The 20639-nt window shown below is 62.1% G+C and carries 14 protein-coding genes; 9 read left to right on the top strand and 5 right to left on the bottom strand.

Going from position 1 to position 20639, the window contains the following annotated elements; translation table 11 throughout:
- The 6 genes from uhpC (at position 1) to BRD58_RS06975 (ending at position 9629) form a co-directional block, all read left to right on the top strand.
- The gene (uhpC, locus tag BRD58_RS07000; protein ID WP_041692734.1) at positions 1–1314 is read left to right on the top strand and encodes an MFS transporter family glucose-6-phosphate receptor UhpC; all 1314 of its coding nucleotides are present in this window, start codon (positions 1–3) and stop codon (positions 1312–1314) included.
- Positions 1311–2342 (top strand): ABC transporter substrate-binding protein, encoded by a 1032-nt coding sequence (locus BRD58_RS06995; RefSeq protein ID WP_015461299.1) that lies wholly within the window; start codon positions 1311–1313, stop codon positions 2340–2342. Before uhpC ends, BRD58_RS06995 begins: the two co-directional genes overlap by 4 nt.
- A 130-nt stretch (positions 2343–2472) precedes the next feature.
- Positions 2473–4545, top strand: a complete 2073-nt coding sequence (locus BRD58_RS06990) for an ABC transporter permease (RefSeq protein WP_015461298.1) — start codon at positions 2473–2475, stop codon at positions 4543–4545.
- A gap of 11 nt (positions 4546–4556) precedes the next feature.
- Positions 4557–5603 carry a ferric ABC transporter ATP-binding protein gene (gene fbpC, locus BRD58_RS06985; RefSeq protein ID WP_012848181.1) on the top strand — a complete coding sequence of 349 codons (1047 nt, stop codon included), beginning with the start codon at positions 4557–4559 and terminating at the stop codon, positions 5601–5603.
- A gap of 239 nt (positions 5604–5842) precedes the next feature.
- Positions 5843–7591 (top strand): penicillin-binding transpeptidase domain-containing protein, encoded by a 1749-nt coding sequence (locus BRD58_RS06980; protein WP_015461297.1) that lies wholly within the window; start codon positions 5843–5845, stop codon positions 7589–7591.
- Between the two features lie 424 nt (positions 7592–8015).
- Positions 8016–9629 carry a phosphoethanolamine transferase gene (locus BRD58_RS06975; RefSeq protein WP_015461296.1) on the top strand — a complete coding sequence of 538 codons (1614 nt, stop codon included), beginning with the start codon at positions 8016–8018 and terminating at the stop codon, positions 9627–9629.
- Between the two features lie 51 nt (positions 9630–9680).
- Here BRD58_RS06975 and BRD58_RS06970 read toward each other — a convergent pair whose 3' ends face one another.
- The 3 genes from BRD58_RS06970 to pgtP all read right to left on the bottom strand — a co-directional run bounded on the left by BRD58_RS06970 (position 9681) and on the right by pgtP (position 12221).
- The gene (locus BRD58_RS06970) at positions 9681–10259 is read right to left on the bottom strand and encodes a hydrolase (RefSeq protein ID WP_015461295.1); all 579 of its coding nucleotides are present in this window, start codon (positions 10257–10259) and stop codon (positions 9681–9683) included.
- Positions 10260–10594: 335 nt separating this feature from the next.
- Positions 10595–10786 carry a hypothetical protein gene (locus BRD58_RS06965; RefSeq protein ID WP_015461294.1) on the bottom strand — a complete coding sequence of 64 codons (192 nt, stop codon included), beginning with the start codon at positions 10784–10786 and terminating at the stop codon, positions 10595–10597.
- 40 nt (positions 10787–10826) lie between these two features.
- Entirely contained in the window at positions 10827–12221 is a 1395-nt protein-coding gene (pgtP, locus tag BRD58_RS06960; RefSeq protein WP_012848177.1) for a phosphoglycerate transporter PgtP, read from the bottom strand.
- Between the two features lie 392 nt (positions 12222–12613).
- Between pgtP and BRD58_RS06955 the strand changes: the two genes are divergently transcribed.
- From BRD58_RS06955 to pgtA, 3 genes are read left to right on the top strand one after another with little or no spacing between them, the layout of a single operon-like run.
- The gene (locus tag BRD58_RS06955) at positions 12614–13846 is read left to right on the top strand and encodes an ABC transporter substrate-binding protein (RefSeq protein WP_012848176.1); all 1233 of its coding nucleotides are present in this window, start codon (positions 12614–12616) and stop codon (positions 13844–13846) included.
- Positions 13843–15870: a two-component system sensor histidine kinase PgtB gene (pgtB, locus tag BRD58_RS06950; RefSeq protein WP_012848175.1), complete on the top strand. Its 2028-nt coding sequence runs from the start codon at positions 13843–13845 to the stop codon at positions 15868–15870. Before BRD58_RS06955 ends, pgtB begins: the two co-directional genes overlap by 4 nt.
- A complete protein-coding gene (pgtA, locus tag BRD58_RS06945; RefSeq protein ID WP_012848174.1) occupies positions 15857–17092 on the top strand; it encodes a two-component system response regulator PgtA in 1236 nt (411 codons plus the stop codon). The genes pgtB and pgtA overlap by 14 nt, the downstream gene beginning before the upstream one ends.
- 28 nt (positions 17093–17120) lie before the next feature.
- Here the strand turns inward: pgtA and ansP are convergent, their stop codons facing one another.
- Together ansP and BRD58_RS06935 are read right to left on the bottom strand one after the other, a co-directional pair.
- Positions 17121–18581, bottom strand: a complete 1461-nt coding sequence (ansP, locus tag BRD58_RS06940) for an L-asparagine permease (RefSeq protein ID WP_015461292.1) — start codon at positions 18579–18581, stop codon at positions 17121–17123.
- Positions 18582–18873: 292 nt separating this feature from the next.
- Positions 18874–20220, bottom strand: a complete 1347-nt coding sequence (locus BRD58_RS06935) for an AppA family phytase/histidine-type acid phosphatase (protein WP_015461291.1) — start codon at positions 20218–20220, stop codon at positions 18874–18876.
- Positions 20221–20639 lie beyond the last annotated feature (419 nt).

The following is a 20639-nucleotide window of genomic DNA, read 5'->3' as shown; positions in this document are numbered from 1 at the left end:
ATGCACGCACGCCCCGCCTCGGCAATAGACCCAATAGACCAACGCTACCGGACCCTGCGGTCGCGGCTGTGGATCGGGATGGCGCTGGGCTACGCCGCGTTTTACCTGACGCGCAAAAGCGTGAACTACGTCCTTCCTGCGCTGCAAACGGATCTCGGACTGGACAAAGGCAGCATCGGCCTGCTGGGGTCACTGTTTTACCTCACCTATGGCCTGTCCAAGTTTGCCGCCGGGCTCTGGCACGATAGCCATGGTCAGCGGGCGTTTATGGGCATGGGCCTGTTTGCCACCGGCGCGCTGAACGTGGCGTTCGCCTTTACCCAGTCGCTGCCGCTGATGCTGGTGATCTGGACGCTGAACGGCTTCTTTCAGGGGTGGGGATGGCCTCCCTGCGCCCGGCTGCTCACCCACTGGTACTCGCGCAACGAGCGCGGTTTCTGGTGGGGCAGCTGGAATATGTCCATCAATCTCGGCGGCGCGCTGATGCCGCTGATCTGCGCCTACGCCGCCCTGCGCTGGGGGTGGCAGGCCGCCATGCTGACCCCGGGGATCATCGGTATGATCCTGGGGATCTGGCTGATAATGCAGTTAACGGGAACGCCGCGGGAGCTGGGGCTGCCCTCCGTCGGCGTCTGGCGTAACGATCCGCTAGAGCTGCGCCAGGAACGGCAAAGTCCGCCCATGGGGCTGTGGCAAATGCTGCGCACCACCGTGCTGAAGAACCCCATGATCTGGCTGCTGGGCATCGCCTATGTGTTGGTCTACCTGATCCGTATTGCGCTCAACGACTGGGGCAACATCTGGCTGACCGAAAGCCACGGCGTCAATCTGCTCAGCGCCAACGCCACGGTGATGCTGTTTGAGGTCGGCGGCCTGCTGGGGGCACTGTTTGCCGGCTGGGGATCGGATCTGCTGTTCCGCGGACAGCGGGCGCCCATGATCCTGCTGTTCACGCTCGGGCTGATGGTCTCCGTGAGCGCGCTGTGGCTGGTCCAGGTTCACCACTATGCGCTGCTCGCCGTCTGCTTCTTTTCCGTGGGCTTCTTTGTCTTTGGTCCGCAGATGCTGATCGGCCTCGCCGCCGTCGAATGCGGTCACAAGGATGCCGCGGGATCCATTACGGGATTTCTCGGCCTGTTCGCGTATCTGGGCGCCGCGCTGGCAGGCTGGCCGCTGTCACAGATTATCGAACGCTACGGCTGGTCGGGGATGTTTAGCCTGCTCTCCATCGCCGCCGTACTGATGGTGCTGTTGCTGATGCCGCTGCTGATGGCGGGCGTCACCCTCTCTCTTGGCCAAAGGATAAAACAATGAAAAAAACGCTGATCGCTACCCTGATGACCTCTGCCGTTACGCTGTCCATGCTGAGCGGCGCCGCGCACGCCCAGGGCCGTCTGGTCGTCTATTGCAGTGCGACGAACGAAATGTGTGAGACGGAAACCCGGGCCTTCGGTGAAAAATACGATGTCAAAACTGCGTTCATCCGCAACGGCTCCGGCAGCACCCTGGCCAAAGTGGACGCCGAAAAGAAAAACCCCCAGGCGGACGTCTGGTATGGCGGTACGCTGGATCCCCAGTCTCAGGCCGGTGAGATAGGGCTGCTGCAGCCCTACGCCTCGCCCAATCTGGCGCAGGTGATGGAGAAATTTCGCGACCCGGCCAAGGTAAAAGGCAACTACTCCTCGGCGGTCTATATCGGCATTCTCGGCTTTGGCGTCAATACCGAGCGCCTCAAAGAGAAGCATCTGCCGGTGCCGACCTGCTGGAAGGATCTGATCAAACCGGAGTACAAAGGTGAAATTCAGATAGCCGATCCGCAAAGCTCCGGCACCGCCTACACCGCGCTAGCGACCTTTGTCCAGCTGTGGGGCGAGCCGCAGGCCTTCGACTATCTGAAGCGGCTGAATGCCAACGTATCCCAGTACACCAAATCGGGCATTGCCCCGGCGCGCAACGCCGCGCGCGGTGAGACCGCCATCGGCATCGGTTTCCTGCACGATTACTCGCTGGAAAAAGAGCAGGGAGCCCCGCTGCTGCTGGTCTCGCCCTGCGAGGGCACCGGCTATGAGATCGGCGGCGTCAGCATCCTGAAAGGCGCCCGCAACCTCGCCAACGCCAAACTGTTCGTCGACTGGGTGCTGTCGAAAGAGGCCCAGGAGCTGGCCTGGAAAAAGGGCAAGTCTTACCAGATCCTGACCAACACCACGGCAGAGAGCTCCCCCCACTCGCTGAAGCTCGATGACCTAAATCTTATCAGCTATGACATGGACAAATACGGTTCGACCGACGTGCGTAAGGCACTGATCAACAAGTGGGTCAACGACGTTAAGATGGGGAACTAGCCCCGCTCAGGAGACGTCGGCCAAACGCAGCGGCGCGCCGCATACGCCGCGCCGGCGCCGACCCTCATCGCCTAACCCGCGGCCCGTCGGCGCCCTCGTCAGACGGGCCGCGCAACACACCGGGGCACCTATGTCACACACCCTAACGCAGCCTCCCGTCGCCAAGCGGGATACGCTACGCCTTTGGATTTTACTCGGCTGGCTGGCCTTTGCGCTGCTGCCAAGCTGGAGCCTGGACTATGGTCTGCTGGCGTCAACGCCCGACGAAATTCTGGCGGCCTACGGCTGGTCACAGCTCAACATCAGCTGGCTGTGGTACCTGCTGCCGACCCTGCTGCTGATCCGGCGCCGTGGGGCGCCGACGTCGCGCCGCCGCGACTACGCTGACGCCGGCGGGGCGCTATGCTGTATCCTCTTTGTGGCGATCAGCGCCACGGTGGAAGGTCGGGGGCTGGGGTACGCGGCGATCGCGCTGTTTGTCGCGCTCGGCGCCATCATGACGCAGGCATTGGCCCGCCTCGAATGGCTGGGCGGCGATCGCTTCGTGATCGGCTCGCTGATCGCGATCGTCGCGCTGATCGGCGTGTTTATCGTCTGGCCGAGCATCGCGATTTTTATCCCGATGTTTACCGACGAACACGGCGCCTTTGCCCCGCTGGCGTTCACCCAGGTGCTGGCGCAGGCGCACATTCTGCAGGTGATCCTCAACTCGATCGCGCTGTCGATCGCGGTGGGGATCGGCTGTACCTTCTTTGGCCTGGTGCTGGCTATCTATACCACCCGCATCGCTAAGCGCAGCGCCATTATCGGACGCGTATTCTCCATTCTGCCCATCGTTACGCCCCCCTTTGTCGTCGGCCTGGGCGTAACGCTCATGATGGGGCGTTCCGGCTATATTACCGAAGGGATGGCGGCGTGGTTCGGGCTAACCAATACCAACTGGCTGTATGGCTTCACCGGTATCTGGCTGGCCCAGGTGCTGGCCTTTACCCCGATGGCCTTTATGATCCTGGATGGCGCCATCAAGACCATCCCCCCCTCGCTGGAGGAGGCCTCATACACGCTGCGCGCCAGCCGTTGGCAGACCTTTCGCGGGGTGTTTATTCCCCTACTCAAGCCCGCGCTGGCCAACGCGTTTCTGATCGTGGTCGTGCAGTCGCTGGCCGACTTTAGCAACCCGCTGGTGCTCGGCGGCAACTTCGATGTGCTGGCGACGCAAATCTACTTTTATATCACCGGGTCACAGCTCGACTACCAGGCCGCCAGCACCCTCGGCGTATTTCTGCTGCTGTTCTCGCTGCTGGTGTTTTGCGTACAGTATCTGTGGATCGGCAAGCGCTCCTACGTCACCGTGTCCGGCAAATCCTATCGGGGCGACGTACAGCCGCTGCCGACGGCGCTGGTATGGGGTGTTATCGCCCTTCTGACGCTCTGGGTCCTGTTCAACGCCCTGCTCTACGGCAGCATTTTCTACGGCAGCTTCACCGTTAACTGGGGGGTGGACTATACCCTGACCCTGAATAACTTTATCACGCTGTTCGGCCAGGGAATGCACGATGGGGCGTGGCCCTCGCTGCTCGACACCCTGCTCTACGCCGGCATTGCGGCGCCGATCACCGCCGCGTTTGGCCTGCTGATCGCCTGGATTGTGGTACGGCAACAGTTCACCGGCAAAAAGACCATCGAGTTCACCACCATGCTCTGCTTTGCCGTGCCGGGTACCGTGGCCGGCGTATCCTACATTCTGGCCTTTAACAGCGCGCCGGTATACCTCACCGGAACGGCGGCGATCGTGATCATCTCCATGATCATGCGCAACGTACCGGTCGGCATCCGCGCGGGCATCGCGGGCCTGGGCCAGATCGATAAATCGCTGGATGAGGCCTCTCTCAGCCTGCGCGCCGGCTCGCTGCGCACCATCACGCACATTTTGCTGCCGCTGCTGCGCCCGGCGATCCTGTCAGCGCTGATCTACAGCTTTGTGCGCGCCGTTACCACGGTCAGCGCCATCGTGTTCCTCGTGACGCCCGATACCCGCGTCGCCACCGCCTACATACTGAACCGGGTGGAGGACGGCGAGTACGGGGTCGCCATCGCCTATGGTTCGATCCTGATCGTCGTGATGCTGGCGATCATTTTCCTCTTTGACTGGCTGATCGGCGAGGCGCGAACCTCCCGCTCAAAAGCCAATGACCCCGCCTAAGGGAGCGCACTATGGATCAGAACAGTTTCGTTGAGCTGCGCAGCGTCACCAAGCGATTCGGCAGCAATACGGTTATCGACGACATTAACCTCACCATCCCCCGAGGGCAGATGGTCACGCTGCTCGGCCCCTCCGGCTGCGGTAAAACCACCATTTTGCGTCTGGTGGCCGGGCTGGAGAAACCCAGCGAGGGGCAGATTTTTATCGACGGCGAAGAGGTGACCCACCGCGCCATCCAGCAGCGTGATATCTGCATGGTGTTCCAGTCCTACGCCCTGTTTCCCCATATGTCGCTGGGCGAGAACATCGGCTATGGCCTGAAGATGCTCGGCGTGGCAAAGGCGGAGATCGTCACCCGGGTGAAAGAGGCGCTGGCGCTGGTGGATTTGGCGGGGTTCGAAAATCGCTACGTGGATCAGATCTCCGGTGGCCAGCAGCAGCGCGTGGCGCTGGCGCGGGCGCTGATCCTGCGCCCCAAGGTTCTGCTGTTTGATGAGCCCCTGAGTAACCTGGACGCCAACCTGCGCCGCAGCATGCGCGACAAGATCCGCGAGCTGCAAACGCAGTTTGATATCACATCTCTGTATGTTACCCACGATCAGAGCGAGGCCTTTGCCGTCTCTGACGCCGTGCTGGTGATGAATCAGGGGCATATCATGCAGATAGGCTCACCGCAGGCGCTCTACCGTCAGCCGGCATCGCGCTTTATGGCCAGCTTTATGGGGGACGCCAACCTGCTTCCGGCCACCTTTAGCCCGGAGAGCGTGGCGATCTACGGCTATCACCTGCCGCGCCCGACGCACTTTGCCAGCCAGGGCCACGGCACCGTCGGCGTACGCCCGGAGGCCATCACCCTGAGCGAGCGCGGCGATGAGAGCCAGCGCTGTGAGATCCGACACGTGGCCTACATGGGCCCGCAGTATGAGGTCAGGGTCGCATGGCACGGGCAGGAGCTCCTGCTGCAGGTGAACGCCACCCGCCTGCAGCCAGACGTCGGCGAGCGCTATTATCTGGAGATTCATCCCTATGGCATGTTTGTTCTGACCGACCCCGCCTAGGCGACGCTGCTTCGCGGCGCGCCGACCGCGTCGCGGACATGCCTGGCCGCGCGAGCGCCCTCCTACATTCCCCCTACGACGCGCCCCCTGAGGGCGCGCACATGTTGTTTTTTACGGCTATTTATTTCAATTTTGTCTTTATTACGTATAAATGTTTCTCCGCGCAGATCCAAGGCGTCAGCTAATTTATAGTGCTATGAATTATCATCATTTTGTTGTTCTTCGTTGCAGACTACTTTATGCGCAAAAAAAGCCCTCAAACAGGCAAAGTCAACTATTTTGCAGGCCGTTTTGTGCTGATTTACATTGGCATTGGCGTTTTTCTGTTATTACTGCTGCTGCGCGTGGGCTATCTGCAGTTAATGAAGCAGCCCCAGCTGGAAAAAGAGGCCGATCAGCGCTCGCTGCGCGAGCTGGTCACCCACCCGCTACGCGGCACCATTACCGATCGCAACGGACAGCCGCTGGCGGTCAGCGTCGCCTCTAACGATGTGATCGCCGACCCGGTGCGGGTGCTGGAGCACGACCCCCAGCTCAGCAGCCCGCAGTGGCGCTATCTGGCCAACGCGCTGTCACAGCCGCTGGAGAGCATCCGCGACAAGATCCTGCAAAACGGCCAGCGCCGCTTTATCTACCTGGGCCGCCAGGTCGAGGCCGAGATCGCGGGCTATATCGCCAAGCTGCACATCCCCGGCGTCTCTACCCCGGACGACGCCAGCCGCTACTACCCGATGGGCGAGGCGGCGGCGCCGCTGATCGGCATCGTCGGGCTCGATCAGCAGGGGCTGAACGGCATCGAGCACGGCTTTAATAGCCTGCTGCAGGGCAAGCCGGGCTACCGCCTTTACCGTAAGGATCGCTATGGTCACGTCGTCGGCCTGATGGAGGACGATCCGGCCCAGCAGGCGCCGACGCTGCCCCTGAGCATCGATCGCTATATGCAGTACGCGCTCTACTCCCACCTGCGCGACGGCGTGCTGCGCAATCAGGCCGACTCCGGCGCCGCCGTGCTGGTAGATGTAAATACCGGCGAGATCCTTGGCATGGCCAGCTATCCCTCCTTCAACCCCAACAACTACCAGGGGGTGGCCCAGCAGGACATGCGTAACGTCGCTATCTCCGACAGCTTTGAGCCCGGATCGACGGTGAAGCCGCTGGTGGTGATGGCGGGCCTGCAGCGCCACCTGATCCGTCCGGACTCCGTCATCGATACCATGCCGTATCCGGTTAACGGCCACCTGATCCGCGACGTCGGCCACTGGTCACGCCTGACCATTACCGGCATTCTGCAAAAATCCAGCGATATCGGGGTATCCCACATCGCGCTGGCCATGCCCGCCGATGTGCTGGTCAACCTCTACCATAGCTTTGGGCTAGGGGTCTCCACCGCGCTGGGCATCAGCGGCGAGAGCGGCGGCTATTTCCCCCTGCACCGCCAGCGCTGGTCAGACATTGAGCGCGCGACCTTCTCCTTTGGCTACGGTCTGCGTATCACCCCCCTGCAAATGGCGCGGGAGTACGCCACCATCGGCTCCTTTGGCCTGTTCCGCCCCCTCTCGATCACCAAGGTCACGCCGCCGGTGATCGGTACCCGGGTGATCGACGCCAACATCGTCCGAACCGTGGTGCATATGATGGAGAGCGACGCCCTGCCGGGCGGCAGCGGCGTGGCGGCGGCGGTTCCCGGCTATCGCCTGGCGATCAAGACCGGTACCGCAGAAAAAATGGGCAGCGACGGGAAATACGACGGCGGCTACATTAACTATACCGCCGGCGTCGCGCCGGCGAGCAATCCGCGCGTCGCCCTGGTGGTGATGGTTAACCACCCGACCGCCGGCAAGCACTTTGGCGGATCGGTAGCCGGGCCTATTTTTGGCCAGATCATGGGCGATATACTGCGCCATATGAATATCGCGCCCGATGCGCTGACCGATCAGGCGATTACCCTCAACCGCGATCCGATCGGTGCGCAACAGCCTGGTACATAAGATTTTTTTATCTTATAATTGGCATATGACAGGCGAAATGGCGCCTGTCATCGTCTCTACGCGGTGATCCTCGACGGGCGCGGCGCTGCGACCGGCGCGATCTCGACGGACGCCGCCGCGCGGGGGACGATGGGCCCGACGATCCCTGCTAACCTACGCGCGCGAGCCCCGGCGGCAAGTGCGCGCACGTTTATCGGACTCAGCCTAATGTATTTGTTCGGTTTATCACATATTGTATGCCGGATATCTGTTGCTATTCGTACCAGCTCAGATTATCTTCAAGCTGCCAGTTCGGACCGAATCCGACACTCCGGATCCCCCTTCCAGCGGCAGCTCTGTCGTACACTATGTCCTCTTGCCGGAGCGTGGGGGGATTCATCACGGTGAACCGGGATCACCAGCGCATCTTGTTCAGAAAAAAACCATGAAGCCAAAAGAATTACTGTTACGCGCAAAAAGCGGCTGCGGCGAATTGTTGACGCCCTACCCGCTGCTTTACGTTATCCTCGCTGCCCTGATCAACCTGGGATTGGGCTACCGCTTTAGCGTTATCTATGCGCTGGGACTGGCCGGTATTTTCCTGCTGCTGGCGCACTATCTGCCGCGCACGCAGCGAGTGCTGCTGTTGCTCTGTACCCTGGTCGCCGGACTCTACTACCCGTTTGGCCGAGTCTTTGGCCCGCCCAACTTCAACTCGGTGCTGGCGCTCTACTCCACTAACCCGGAAGAGGCCGGCGAGATGGCGCAGATCTTCCCCTTCTGGGACTATCTGATCGCCCTGTTTATTCTGCTGCTCGGCGGCGTTCTGGCGTGGCGACCGATACCGCGGGAAAAATCCTGGGGATTGCCCAAAACGCTATACCTGCTGCTCGCCCTGTGCGGCCTGCTGCTGACGCCGGTCACTAACCTGAGCGCCGGCGGAGCGTTCCAACTGAACGACACCGGCTACCCGGTCGTACGCTTTATTGAAGACACCGCCAACGGCAAGCTGGAGGTCGATCGCGAGATGGCCCGTATGCAGACGCTCTCCTCCGTCGCCGACAGCTGGCACGTTACTTCGGTCAAGCCCAAGCATCAGATCTACGTGCTGGTGATTGGCGAAAGCGCGCGCCGCGATGCGCTCGGCGCCTTCGGTGGCAAGTGGCCCACCACCCCCTTTGCCAGCCAGGTCAACGGCGTCTTCTTTAACGACTATCTCTCCGCGGCCCCCTCGACCCAGAAATCCCTAGGCCAGACGCTGAACCTGGTGCGCAACGGACAGGCCGAGTATCAAAACAGTATTATCACGCTGGCGCAGAAGGCCGGCTTCCGCACCTTCTGGTTCTCCAATCAGGGGCAGCTGGGCAAATATGACACCATCGTCGCCAGCATCGCCAAGCGGGCCGACGAGGTTCGCTTTCTCAAACAGGGCGACTTTGAAGACGGTAAGTCCACCTCTGACATGGATCTGCTGAACTTTACCCAGCAGGCGCTGGACACCCCCGCGCAGGGGCCGAAGCTGATTGTCTACCATCTGATCGGCTCCCACCCCAAAGCCTGCGATCGCACCAATAACCACTTCACCACCTTCGTCCATACGAAGGAGACCTCCTGCTATCTGTACAGCATCACCCAGACCGACCAGTTCCTGAGTGAGCTGTACGGCCAATTGAGCAAGAGCGGGCAGAACTTCTCCATGATCTACTTCTCCGATCACGGCCTGGCCTTCCATGAAAAGGGCACCCGCAGTGAGTTTTTGGCGCACCACGACCGTTACCGTCAGGACTACCAGGTGCCGCTGATGATCCTCTCCGCCGATGACGAACGCCGTACCGTGATCAAAGCGCGCCGTTCAGCCCATGATTTCCTGCACCTGTTCTCTGACTGGACCGGGATCAAGAGCGAGGAGATCGTCGACCGCTATCGCTTTATCTCTGGCCAAAAAGCCATTCCGTCGAAGGTGATGGTGCAGAACTTCGCCCTGAAGCAGGTTCCCTACGATAGGCTGGAGGACGATCCGTTTATCGTCCAGGACTCCGCGGCCCAACGCCGCCAGTAAACCTCAGAGCGCGCTGCGTCCGCACCCGGCGCAACGCGTAGCCTGCGATAGTTATGCCACCGCTCCCAGCGCGGCGAATAGCGCCGCGCTGTGCGACACCCGCGCGATCCGCGGGAAAATATAGCGAAAGCTATGGCGATGCTGCACCTCATCCGCCGCCGCGCAGAGATCCTCCGCAATCCATAGCCCATAGCCATGCTCCCAGGCGCTGCGCGCCGTCGATTCGACCCCGATATTGGTCGCGATCCCCCCCAGCACCAGCGTATCGATGCCGCGGCGACGCAGCTGCAGATCCAGCTCGGTGCCGTAAAAGGCTCCCCACTGATGCTTAACGATCTGAATATCCTGCGCCTGGGGCGTCAGCGCCGCCGGGTAATCCCACCAGTTTTCCGCCCGCGGTCCCCCCGGCGCCGGAGCATCGACCGGCTGACGCAGGGCGTCGGCGCCAGAGGCGCTCCATCCCACGCGAACCAGGATCACCGGCATCGCCCGGGCGCGGAACGCCGCCGCCAGCGCGGCCGCGCGGGCGACCACCTCGGCACCGGTATAGGGCGCGGCGGCGACGGGCAAAATCCCCTGCTGTAAGTCGATCAGTACCAGGGCCGTAGTGGCCGGATTAAGCTGTAGCATCATGACGCTCCTCATGGCGGTTCGCGCGGCGATCGACGCATCGCCACCTGCAGCACAGTGTAACCAAGGCCGCGGAGGGATGCGTATCGCTCGCTCGCCATTGTGTTAGCAAATGTGAGTCGGGCGCGGCGCCAGGGGGAGCCGACCCTGCCAGGCGTTGTCAGGCTGACGCAGCAGCGCATCGTGCGCCGAGCGACGCCACGAGCCACCACGCGAGCGCGGCGATTTGCCGCCGGGGGGCGGCCGCAGGCCGCAGGTGAGCCGCGGCAGCGGTGGTGAAAGGTGAAAAGCACAGCGCCCGTCGAATGACGGGCGCTGAAAGGTGGCGTTATCGGTTAACAGTCGGCGGTCAATGGCTGATCCTGGTAACCGTGTATCCTGGCATCGGCCAGGCAGTCCCGGCGCCGGGGGAAAAAACCCACCGAGTGACGCACGATATACCCGGTGGGCGCCACCACGCACCAGCCCCACTGGCCACATGCGTTGGTGTAAAAGCGCCAGAAATTGTCCTCTGTTGCAAAGTACATATCGACCTCCCGGTTCGCCCGTACGGTGTCGCCCGCGTCGTTACTCCGCGGCGGGCCGCAGCGTCATCTCCGGCGCGGCGTCATTCAGCGCCTGCTGACGCTGACGCTCCAGCTCCAGCGCCCCGCGGTGAGACAGGATACAGAACAGGATGCAGCACACCACCCCGCCCATCAACAGATAGAAACCGCCGTGCCAGCCGAAGCGGTCTACCATCACACCAAACAGGCTGGTTCCCAGCGACGCACCGAAGATGTAGCTCATGAAGCCACGCAGTCCAACGGCAGAGCCAACGGCAAAGCTGGGGACGATCTCCATGGTCTGCACTGAGGCCAAAAACTGCGGTACATAGATCAGGCAGCCGACGATGGCAGCAAAGACGGTGACAACGGCCAGCGAGTTGCTCTGCCAGTAGCCGATCAGGCAGACAAAGATCATCGCCATGCAGATGATGGCCAGCGGCATACGACGACCGTGGAACAGCTTGTCGGTCAGCCACCCGGCCAGCAGGGTTGACGGGATCGCCGCCCATTCAAAGAACAGGAACGCGATGCTCATCTGCTCCTTGCTGAAGTTTTTCTCCGTCAGCAGGTAGATGGGGAGCCAGCTGATCATGCCGAAGCGCACCATATAGACGAACACATCGACCATCGAGATATACCAGGCATTTTTATTCTTCAGCACGTAGGTGCAGAAGATCTGGAACGCCGTCATATTTTCCGGTGCATGGGCCTGAGCATGCCCCTTCAGCACCACCTTCTCCTCTGGCATCATCTCATCCAGCGCCGGCAGCCCCTCTTTCTTCGGTGAGCGCTTACCCAGCAGCAGCACTACGCCGGCAAAGAGTACGGCGATGCCGGCCGGGACCATATAGCTGGCGCTCTGCCAGTGTTCATTGCCCAGCATGGCAAAGGCGACGCCGATGATCGGTGCCACGATGCCCCCGCCCACGTTGTGGGAGATATTCCAGAAGGCACCGACGCGGCCTCGCTCACAGCGCGGGAACCAGTTGGCAATGGTGATAAAGGAAGGGCCGACCCCCATCCCCTGGAACAGGCCGTTACAGACCACCAGCGCAACAAACAGCCAAAAGGCGCTGCTAAATCCCAGCCCCACGTTAACCAGCGCACACATCACCAGGCCGCAGGCCATAAAGATTTTCGGGTTGGCTTTATCCGCCAGGCTACTCATCACCCCTTTGCTAATGCCGTAGGCAATCAGCATACAGCTACTTAATAAGCCAATTTGGGTTGCACTTAAATCCAACTGCTCTTTCAGATAAGGCGTAGAAAGCGTAAAGTTATTACGCACAATATAATACGCCATATACCCCAGGAACACGCTCATTAACGCCTGGACTCTATAGCGTTGATAGGTCGCAGCGACCTTCTCCGGCGGCACCCGCTTTGCCGCGCTGTGGCTATTCAATGATTGCATATTATCACCCGTTATTTTGTCGTCTGTCAGAGAGGTATTGCTATTTGTGCTGGTAATAATGCGCAGATAAAGGCAAGGCGGCAAGCCAGGTAAAATGAGTCAGTTTTGACACAAAATAGAATATTCAGGTGCCATTTTGACTCAAACCAAATAACATTAGCGGTTATCAGCTGACTTATTTCCACACAGCGGTTAGGATTGCCGCTATTATTTGAGTCGATTAACAGTATCGACTATGTCCTGCGGATAATATAGCGCCATGTTACGCCGCTTTATTCACCAGCCAGCGCATTGGTCCATTCAGGCAAGTTTGCCCCAAATGCCTCAGCACACGCTCGGCGGCTTTATTTTAAAACCATGAATATGATCACACTTGTCCGTAGGAGTGCGCCATGTACCGCGCCTGTCTAACCCTGATAATACTGCTGTCGCTGCCCCTTACGCTGCAGGCCAAACGCAGCGAACTGGTCATGGCGACCACCTTCTCGCCCCAGGCCACGGCCTACATTATCAGCCGTTGGCAGCATCAGCCGGGCGCGGTGCCCATCCGCACCATCAACCGCACCAGCGCATCGCTGGAGCAGCTGCTGGACAACCTTAACGATGGTCATATCGATCTGGTGCTCACCTCCTCGCCGATGCTGCTGCAGCATCTGCAGGATCACCATCGTCTGGCGCCCATCGACGCTCAGCCGGCCGAGCTGCAGCGCCAAATTCCCGAATCGATCCGCGCGACCTCGGTGGCGGTGGCGCTCTCCGGCTTTGGTCTCTTGATCAACCGCAGTAATCTGGCGGCCCAGCACCTACCGCCGCCGAAGGATTGGGAGGATCTCACCCTGCCCCAGTACCGCGATATGCTGTTAATGAGCAGCCCGTCGCGATCCGATACCAACCACCTGATGATCGAGTCCCTGCTACAGCAGTACGGCTGGGAGCGCGGGTGGCAGATCCTGCTGATGGCCGCCGGCAACCTCAGCACCATCTCCTCGCGCAGCTTTGGCGTCGCCGATAAGATCCAGACCGGTCTCGGCACCCTCGGCCCGGTCATCGACAACTATGCCCAGATGCTCAGCACCGACCCCCATCTGACGTTCCACTATTTCCCGCACAGCGTCGCCGCCCCGACCTACGTGGCGGTCACCCGCGACGCGCTCTACCCCGGAGAGGCCCGGCGCTTTATCCGCTTTCTACTCAGCCCCGACGGCCAGCGCGCCCTGGCCGACACCAACACCGGAAAGTATCCCATTGTCGCCCTGCCGGGCAACTCCGCCCGCGCTCAGCAGCAGCGGCGACTGCTGGCGCAGCCGCAGATGGACTACCGCCTGATCCTGCTGCGCCAGCGTCTGGTTCAGGCGCTGTTTGACACCGCCATCAGCTTCCGGCTGCCGCAGCTCAAGGATGCCTGGCGCGCCCTGAACGCCGCCGAAGCCCGGCAGAAACATCCGTTGCCCCACATTCGCGCCCTGCTGACGGCCATGCCGATCAGTGCCGCGCAGAGCGAAGACCCGACGCTGCTGGCGCAGTGCAGCAGCCGGGCTGGATGCGAACAGCTGATGATGGAGTGGCAGCAGTTTTTCCACCAAAAGCAGCGCCAGGCGATTAATCAGCTGGAAAACCTGAAATGAAGCGGTTGCTGCGTCAGGCCCGCCGCCTAAGCATCAGCGCCAGCCTGCAGATCGCCTTTCTGGCCAGTGCGCTGCTGACCCTGTTTGTCAGCGCCGTCAGCCTCTACTCTTGGCATGCGCAGAGCTCCCAGGTGCGCTATACCCTGGATGACTATTTCCCGCGCATTCAGTCCTCGCTGGTGATCGAAAACGCCCTGAATACCCTGGTCGATCAGCTCAATGAGTTTGTTCTGGCGCCCGATACCAGCGTGCGTCTGCAGTTCCGCCAGCAGATCGTCAGCCACCTGACGCAGATCGAACGGCTCAGCCACCGCCTGGAGCCGGGAGAGCGCCATCAGCTGGCCGGGATCCTGCAGCAGAGCCGCCAGCTCCTCAGCACGCTGGACAATGCGCTCTACACGCTGTTTTTGGCGCGGGAAAAGACCAACGAAGTCGCCGGACGCATTACCTGGCTGCACGATGACTTCACCACCGAGCTGAACTCCCTGATGCAGGACTTCAGCTGGCAGCAGGGCGCGCTGATCGATCAGATGGAGGGGCGCGACGCCGCCACGATGCACCGGCTACAGCAGCGTCTGCGGGCGGTGCAGCAGGAGCAGCAGCAGGTGTATGCCCTGGCCCGCCTGGAGAATCAGATAACCAACGATCTGCGCGATCGGATAGGCGAGCTGTACAACAGCGACAACGGCGCCATCAATATGGACGGCCACCGGCGCTACCTGGAGTACCTGCGCAACAGCGCCGCCGAAATCATGCAGCCCCTGACCGCGCTCCCCAGCACGGTAACCCTGCGCCAGACCATCGACGAGCTGTTGGATATTGGCCTCGGCGCAGGGAAGCTTCCGGCAACCCTGGCCGACTATCAGCAGGCGCGTAACGCGCTGCTGCTGGCGACCCAGCAGAAAGAGCGCACCCTCAACAGGTTCCGCGCCGTGCTGGAGCAGCAGCTGGATACCAGCCACCGCCGGATGCAGACGTTTAACCAGCGGCTGGAGCATATCATTCGCGTCAGCGGCCGGCTGATCCTTATCGCGACCCTGCTCTCCCTGCTGCTGGCGCTGCTGCTGAGCTACGGCTTTATCCGTTCACGGCTGGTGAAGCGCTTTACCGCGCTGAGCCAGGCCGTAGCGCGCATTGGCACCGGCGATCGCACCACGCGGATCCCGGTGTACGGGGTCGATGAGCTGGGGCGTATCGCCCGCCTGCTGCGCCGCACGCTGAGCCAGCAGCACCGCCAGCAGCGCCGCCTCGAGCGAGAGGTCGCCGAGCGTAAAGCGATAGAGCACCATCTGCGCACCACCCAAGATGAGCTGATCCAGGCCGCCAAGCTGGCGGTGGTCGGCCAAACCATGACCACGCTGGCCCATGAGATCAACCAGCCGCTGAACGCCCTGTCGATGTATCTGTTCTCCGCCCGCCGGGCGCTGGAGAGCGGCCAGCAGGCGCAGGCCGAAGCCACGCTGCAAAAGTGCGATGGCCTGATCGGCCGTATGGATGCCATTATCCGCTCGCTGCGCCAGTTTGCCCGCCGCGCCGACGACAGCCCCCTGCACCCGCTCGCACTGCGCCAGGCCTGGCTTAGCGCGTGGGAGCTGCTGGCGCCGCGCCACCGGCGCCTACAGGCACAGCTGACGCTACCGGTCGATGACGTCTGGATCCGCGCCGATGACGTCCGCCTGCAGCAGGTGTTGGTCAATCTGTTAACCAACGCGTTGGACGCCGCCGAACAGCCGATGCACATAGAGGTGAGCTGGCGCCAGAGCGCGGGACGCCTTGAGGTCACGCTGTGCGATGACGGCCCCGGCTGGCCGCTGGCGCTGGCGCACCGACTGCTCAAACCCTTTACCACCAGTAAACAGGTGGGGCTGGGAATCGGCCTCTCCATCAGCCAGTCACTGATGGAGCAGCTGGGCGGCGAGCTACGTATCGCCTCCGCCCTGCCGCACGGCGCCTGTATTCTGCTCTGTTTTACCCTGGCGGACGCCCCGCCGCATCTGACGGAAACCCTGAATGCTGACCAGTGAACACGCCATTTTATTGATTGATGACGATCCCGACGTACTGGACGCCTATACCCTGCTGCTGACGCAAAGCGGCTATGCCGTTCACGCCTGCGCCGATCCGCTGCAGGCGCTGGCCATGATCCCCGATGATTGGCCCGGGGTGATTCTCAGCGACGTCTGTATGCCGGGCTGCTCCGGGATTACCCTCATGGAGCGCCTGCGCACCCGCGATAGCCAGCTGCCGGTCCTGCTCATCACCGGCCACGGCGACGTCCCGATGGCCGTCGAGGCCGTCAAAAAAGGCGCGCGTGATTTTCTGCAGAAGCCGGTCGATCCGGCGCAGCTGCTGGCGCTGACGCAGGCGGCGCTCTGCGAGCGGCGATCGGTGATCGCCCGCCGCAAGTGGCAGCGTCACCAGCTGCAGACCGAGCTGGTCGGACGCAGCGAATGGCTACGTCAGATGCGTACCCGCCTGCAGCAGCTGGCGGAGACCGATCTGGCCGTCTATTTTTACGGCGACCCCGGCAGCGGCCGAACCCTGTGCGCCCGCCATCTGCACCGTCTGAGCGCACGCTGCGAAGGCGCCTTTATCGTGCATCAGGCCGGCGACGACGATATCCAGCGCAGCATCGACCGGGCGCACGGCGGAACGCTGCTGATCCCGCACCCGGAGCGCCTGAACGAAGCCGCGCAGTACAGCCTGGTGCGCAGCCAAAGCCACGAGCCGCACGCCTTTCGTCTGCTGGCCATCGGCGAGGGACCGCTGGTGGAGCACGCCGCGGCGCAGCGTATCCTGCCGGATCTCTACTACTGCTTCGCGATGACCCAGTTGGCCTGCCCGCCGCTGTCCCAGCGGCCGGACGATATCGAACCGCTGTTTGAGCACTACCTGCAGCAGGCCTGCCTCCGGCTCAACCATCCCCGGCCCATCCTGCCCGCCAGCCTGCGCAAAAGCCTGCTACAGCGCCACTGGGCCAACAACGTCCGCGAGCTGGCCAATGCCGCCCAACTGTTCGCCGTCGGCGTGCAGCCGCTGGCGGAGGTCGCCTGTCCCCAGGTGCACGAAGCCAGCCCCACCCCCCTTGACCGACGCGTCGAAGAGTATGAGCGTCAGATCATCACCGAAGCCCTCAACCTGCATCAGGGGCGAATCAATGAGGTGGCGGAGTACCTGCAGATCCCGCGCAAGAAACTGTATCTGCGAATGAAGAAGTACCACCTCGATAAGACCCACTACCGCTGAGGGGCTCAGCCCGCGGGCGGCGTCGACGTCACTCCTCGCAGCCGGCGGGCAGGATCGGCGCGCCGTCCTGCCGCTCGCGACGGCGTAGCCCGCGCCAGCCCAGGGCCAGCAGCAGCGCCAACAGCGGCAGCGTGGCGACCGTCCAGGTCCCGTTTGGATAGTCACAGGCCATCAGCACCACGACCCCCAGCAGAAACGCCAGCGTCAGCCAACCGGTAACGGGGGCGCCGGGCATACGGAAAGCCACCGGCTTGGCTCGTCCGGCGCGGATCGCCTGACGCAGCTTCATCTGACAGACGATGATAAATGCCCAGGAGGCGAGGATCCCCAGCGAGGCCACGTTGAGCACGATCTCGAATACCCGGGTCGGCAGCAGATAGTTAAGCACCACGCCCACCACATACAGGGCGACGGTGGCCAGAATGCCAGCATAGGGCACCGCCTGAGCGCTCATCCGAGCCATAAAGCGCGGCGCCGAACCGCCCATCGCCAGCGATCGCAGGATCCGGCCGGTGCAGTACAGCCCAGAGTTTAGGCTGGAAAGCGCCGCCGTCAGCACGACCAGGTTCATCAGGCTGCCGACGTAGGGCACGCCCAGGCGAGAGAAAAAGGTGACAAACGGGCTCTGACCGGCCTGATAGGCATTCCACGGCAGCAGACAGACCAGCAGCAGGACGGAGCCGACGTAAAACAGGCCGATACGCCAAATGACGCTATTGATCGCCCGGGGAACCAGACGCTGCGGATCGCGACACTCACCGGCGGCGGTACCGACCAGCTCGATCGAGGCGAAGGCGAAGACGACCCCTTGGATCAATACCAGCGCCGGCAGCACGCCGTGCGGAAACAGGCCGCCGTTATCGGTGATCAGATGCAGCCCGGTGGGGTTCCCCGCCAGCGGGCGGCCGCTGCCCAGATACAGGGTACCGACCAGCAGAAACAGAACGATAGCTACCACCTTAATCAGGGCGAACCAGAATTCCATTTCGGCAAACCACTTCACGCCGATCATATTCATGGTCGCGACCAGCGTCAGCGCCATCAGGGCAAAGAGCCACTGCGGCACCTCGGCAAAGGCGCCCCAGTAGTGCATATACAGCGCGACCGCGGTGATATCGACGATGCCGGTCATCGCCCAGTTGAGAAAATACATCCATCCGGCCACGTAGGCCGCCTTCTCCCCCAGAAACTCCCGCGCATAGGAGACAAAGCTGCCGCTGGCCGGGCGGTGCAACACCAGCTCGCCCAGCGCGCGCAGGATAAAAAACGAAAACAGCCCGCAGATCAGATACACCAGCGCCAGTGAAGGCCCCGCCGCCTGTAGACGCCCGCCGGTGCCCAGAAACAGCCCGGTACCAATGGCGCCGCCGATGGCGATCATCTGGATCTGCCGCTTGCCCATCCCCTTCTGGTAACCCGCCTCATGGGCGTCCAGCGCGCGCCGCTGCCGCTCTCTCTGCGCCTCAGCGCCCTTCCCCTGTAAATCCATTCTTCAATAACCTATTTTTTGTCTGTTTGTCATGCCCGCGCCGAGATCGTCCCGACGCGCGACACGCCGCTCCCAGGCCTCTCTGTGCCCGTGTATCCACATGATTTACGTTAAAAAATCAGAAGGAGCGACAGCCTACCCTGTCGGCTCGCATTAGGCAAAAAAGCCAGATTCAATCGATTGAAAAAGCGACACGACGGGCGGTTCACCGCCACGCCGCGGCAAGGGGGGCGGCTAAATCACCGCGGGAGGGAGAACGGCGCCGCCGACGATGCCGGACGGCGCATCGGGGTTACGGCAGTGCGCTTGCCACGCCATCGGACGCCGGCAGACACGCCGGGATCAGGCGGGACGACAGCCACTGGCTAAAGGCATCCAGCGGACAAAAGCCATCCGCCGTTTCGCCCCGGCACCCCGGCAACGCCAGGATCACCTGATGCGGCGGCGCCTGCAGCGTCAGCCGAGTCTGCTGACGCTGCTGCGCCAACGATTGGTAAACCACGCTCACCCGCACCCAGACGCGATCCGCGCTATCGCGCCAGCGCTCAAAGCGCAGTTCGCCGCCGGGCGGCGTGTTATCTGGCTGCTCGGGCAGGCTCCACGGCGTTTGCAGCATTCCGGATAGATTGGCCAGGTTGGTATCATGACCGACCAGCAGCAGCAGGCGGTTCTGCGCCGTCAATCCCGGCAGGGACGGCGTCTGCCCGTTCAGCGCCTGCAGCACGGTATACATCAGCGGCGTCCCTCGGTGACGGGCGATATAGTCGGTACGCGACAGCAGGTCAAACTGAAGGTTGTGCAGCTGGAGCAGCGCGCGCCACTGCGCCGGGGTGACGATACGCCCCCAGGCCGGCTGCGTCATGCCCTGCGCCTGCTGCAGCAGAAACATCTCCGCCAGCGTCGCGGAGAGCCCTACCGCGCCGCGCAGCGCGAGGGCGCCGTGAGCGCCAATGTGCAGCCGGGTTGGCATCGCCTGAGCGAGGGTGCACGCCCCCTCCCCGCTGTGCCGCTGGCAATAGGGCGACGACGCGAAGCGGAGCGTCTCATCCATCTGCGCCAGCGCCGCGCCATAGCGGCGGTTGAGGTCGGCCAGCGGCATGCCGGCCTGCGCTTCAATCGCCCGGCGCGCCTGCGCCTTATCCAGCCGACAGCTCCCCGCCTTTACCGGATGAAACAGGGGATCGCGCTGAGACACATCGGGCCGGTGGTGAATGGCGATAGCGCAGCGCGGCGCCAATCCCTGTAAGAAAGCCTCGCCGGTTTTGCGCGTACGCTGATCCACATCGGTCCAGGCATAGACCCATCCCGCCGGGGGACACCCCTGCGCGGGCAGCAGCCCCTCTCGGCTCAGCTGCTGGCGGTAATAAGCGCCGAGCAGGGTCACCAGAGACTCTCCGCGCGGCGTAATATCCCCCAGCGGCACCGGCCATACCGGCCACGTATCCGGCGTGACCTCACGGATCAGCGCCGGCATTTTGGTCGGCGCCCGTACGCCATGGCGGCTGACGATCACCACCCTCTCCAGATGGCGCACAGCAGGCTCCGCCGCCGACGCCGTCAGCGGCAGCGGCAGCGGCAGCGGAAACAACAGCGTAAGGGATAGGGGGGATAGCCAACGGCTCAGGTCTCGCCAGCGCATTTTTGCCTCCAAGGCAGGGGATCGATAAGGTTTGGCCATGCCGGCCTATTTCATTCAGTGTAAATCGTACCGCTCGATTATTCAGCCCGGACGCCAATAAATCCCGCCGCCGATATCCTCAGCGCAAACACAAAAATACAATTGGTTATTATTCTTATCGCCACTTTTATTCCTCCCCCCGCAAATGTGGAAAGCGCAATAGCGCTCCCGCGATCGGCATGGCATAGCGCAAGCCGCGATACAGCACGTACGGAAAATACGATCTATGCCGCCGCTAACAATAAATAAAGCCGTGGATTAATCGGCCCAAAATACTATGTAACATAGGAGTAAATAAATCTGCTGGTTAACATTATTCATGCTGACTATAGTAGAAAGGTCGGTATGATCAGGCGGCCCCGTAGCGGATAGCATCTCGC

Origin of the sequence: Edwardsiella piscicida, assembly GCF_001896205.1 — a bacterium.
GTDB lineage: Bacteria > Pseudomonadota > Gammaproteobacteria > Enterobacterales > Enterobacteriaceae > Edwardsiella > Edwardsiella piscicida.
The sequence above is the reverse complement of the archived record's forward strand: the minus strand, read 5'-3'. Positions and strand labels throughout refer to the sequence as shown.

What these genes read in the sequence shown, in the direction of transcription:
- uhpC (WP_041692734.1), top strand. Translation starts at nt 1, where the DNA reads ATGCACGCACGCCCCGCCTCGGCAATAGACCCAATAGACCAACGCTAC.
- BRD58_RS06995 (WP_015461299.1), top strand. Translation starts at nt 1,311, where the DNA reads ATGAAAAAAACGCTGATCGCTACCCTGATGACCTCTGCCGTTACGCTG.
- BRD58_RS06990 (WP_015461298.1), top strand. Translation starts at nt 2,473, where the DNA reads ATGTCACACACCCTAACGCAGCCTCCCGTCGCCAAGCGGGATACGCTA.
- fbpC (WP_012848181.1), top strand. Translation starts at nt 4,557, where the DNA reads ATGGATCAGAACAGTTTCGTTGAGCTGCGCAGCGTCACCAAGCGATTC.
- BRD58_RS06980 (WP_015461297.1), top strand. Translation starts at nt 5,843, where the DNA reads ATGCGCAAAAAAAGCCCTCAAACAGGCAAAGTCAACTATTTTGCAGGC.
- BRD58_RS06975 (WP_015461296.1), top strand. Translation starts at nt 8,016, where the DNA reads ATGAAGCCAAAAGAATTACTGTTACGCGCAAAAAGCGGCTGCGGCGAA.
- BRD58_RS06970 (WP_015461295.1), bottom strand. Translation starts at nt 10,259, where the DNA reads ATGCTACAGCTTAATCCGGCCACTACGGCCCTGGTACTGATCGACTTA.
- BRD58_RS06965 (WP_015461294.1), bottom strand. Translation starts at nt 10,786, where the DNA reads ATGTACTTTGCAACAGAGGACAATTTCTGGCGCTTTTACACCAACGCA.
- pgtP (WP_012848177.1), bottom strand. Translation starts at nt 12,221, where the DNA reads ATGCAATCATTGAATAGCCACAGCGCGGCAAAGCGGGTGCCGCCGGAG.
- BRD58_RS06955 (WP_012848176.1), top strand. Translation starts at nt 12,614, where the DNA reads ATGTACCGCGCCTGTCTAACCCTGATAATACTGCTGTCGCTGCCCCTT.
- pgtB (WP_012848175.1), top strand. Translation starts at nt 13,843, where the DNA reads ATGAAGCGGTTGCTGCGTCAGGCCCGCCGCCTAAGCATCAGCGCCAGC.
- pgtA (WP_012848174.1), top strand. Translation starts at nt 15,857, where the DNA reads ATGCTGACCAGTGAACACGCCATTTTATTGATTGATGACGATCCCGAC.
- ansP (WP_015461292.1), bottom strand. Translation starts at nt 18,581, where the DNA reads ATGGATTTACAGGGGAAGGGCGCTGAGGCGCAGAGAGAGCGGCAGCGG.
- BRD58_RS06935 (WP_015461291.1), bottom strand. Translation starts at nt 20,220, where the DNA reads ATGCGCTGGCGAGACCTGAGCCGTTGGCTATCCCCCCTATCCCTTACG.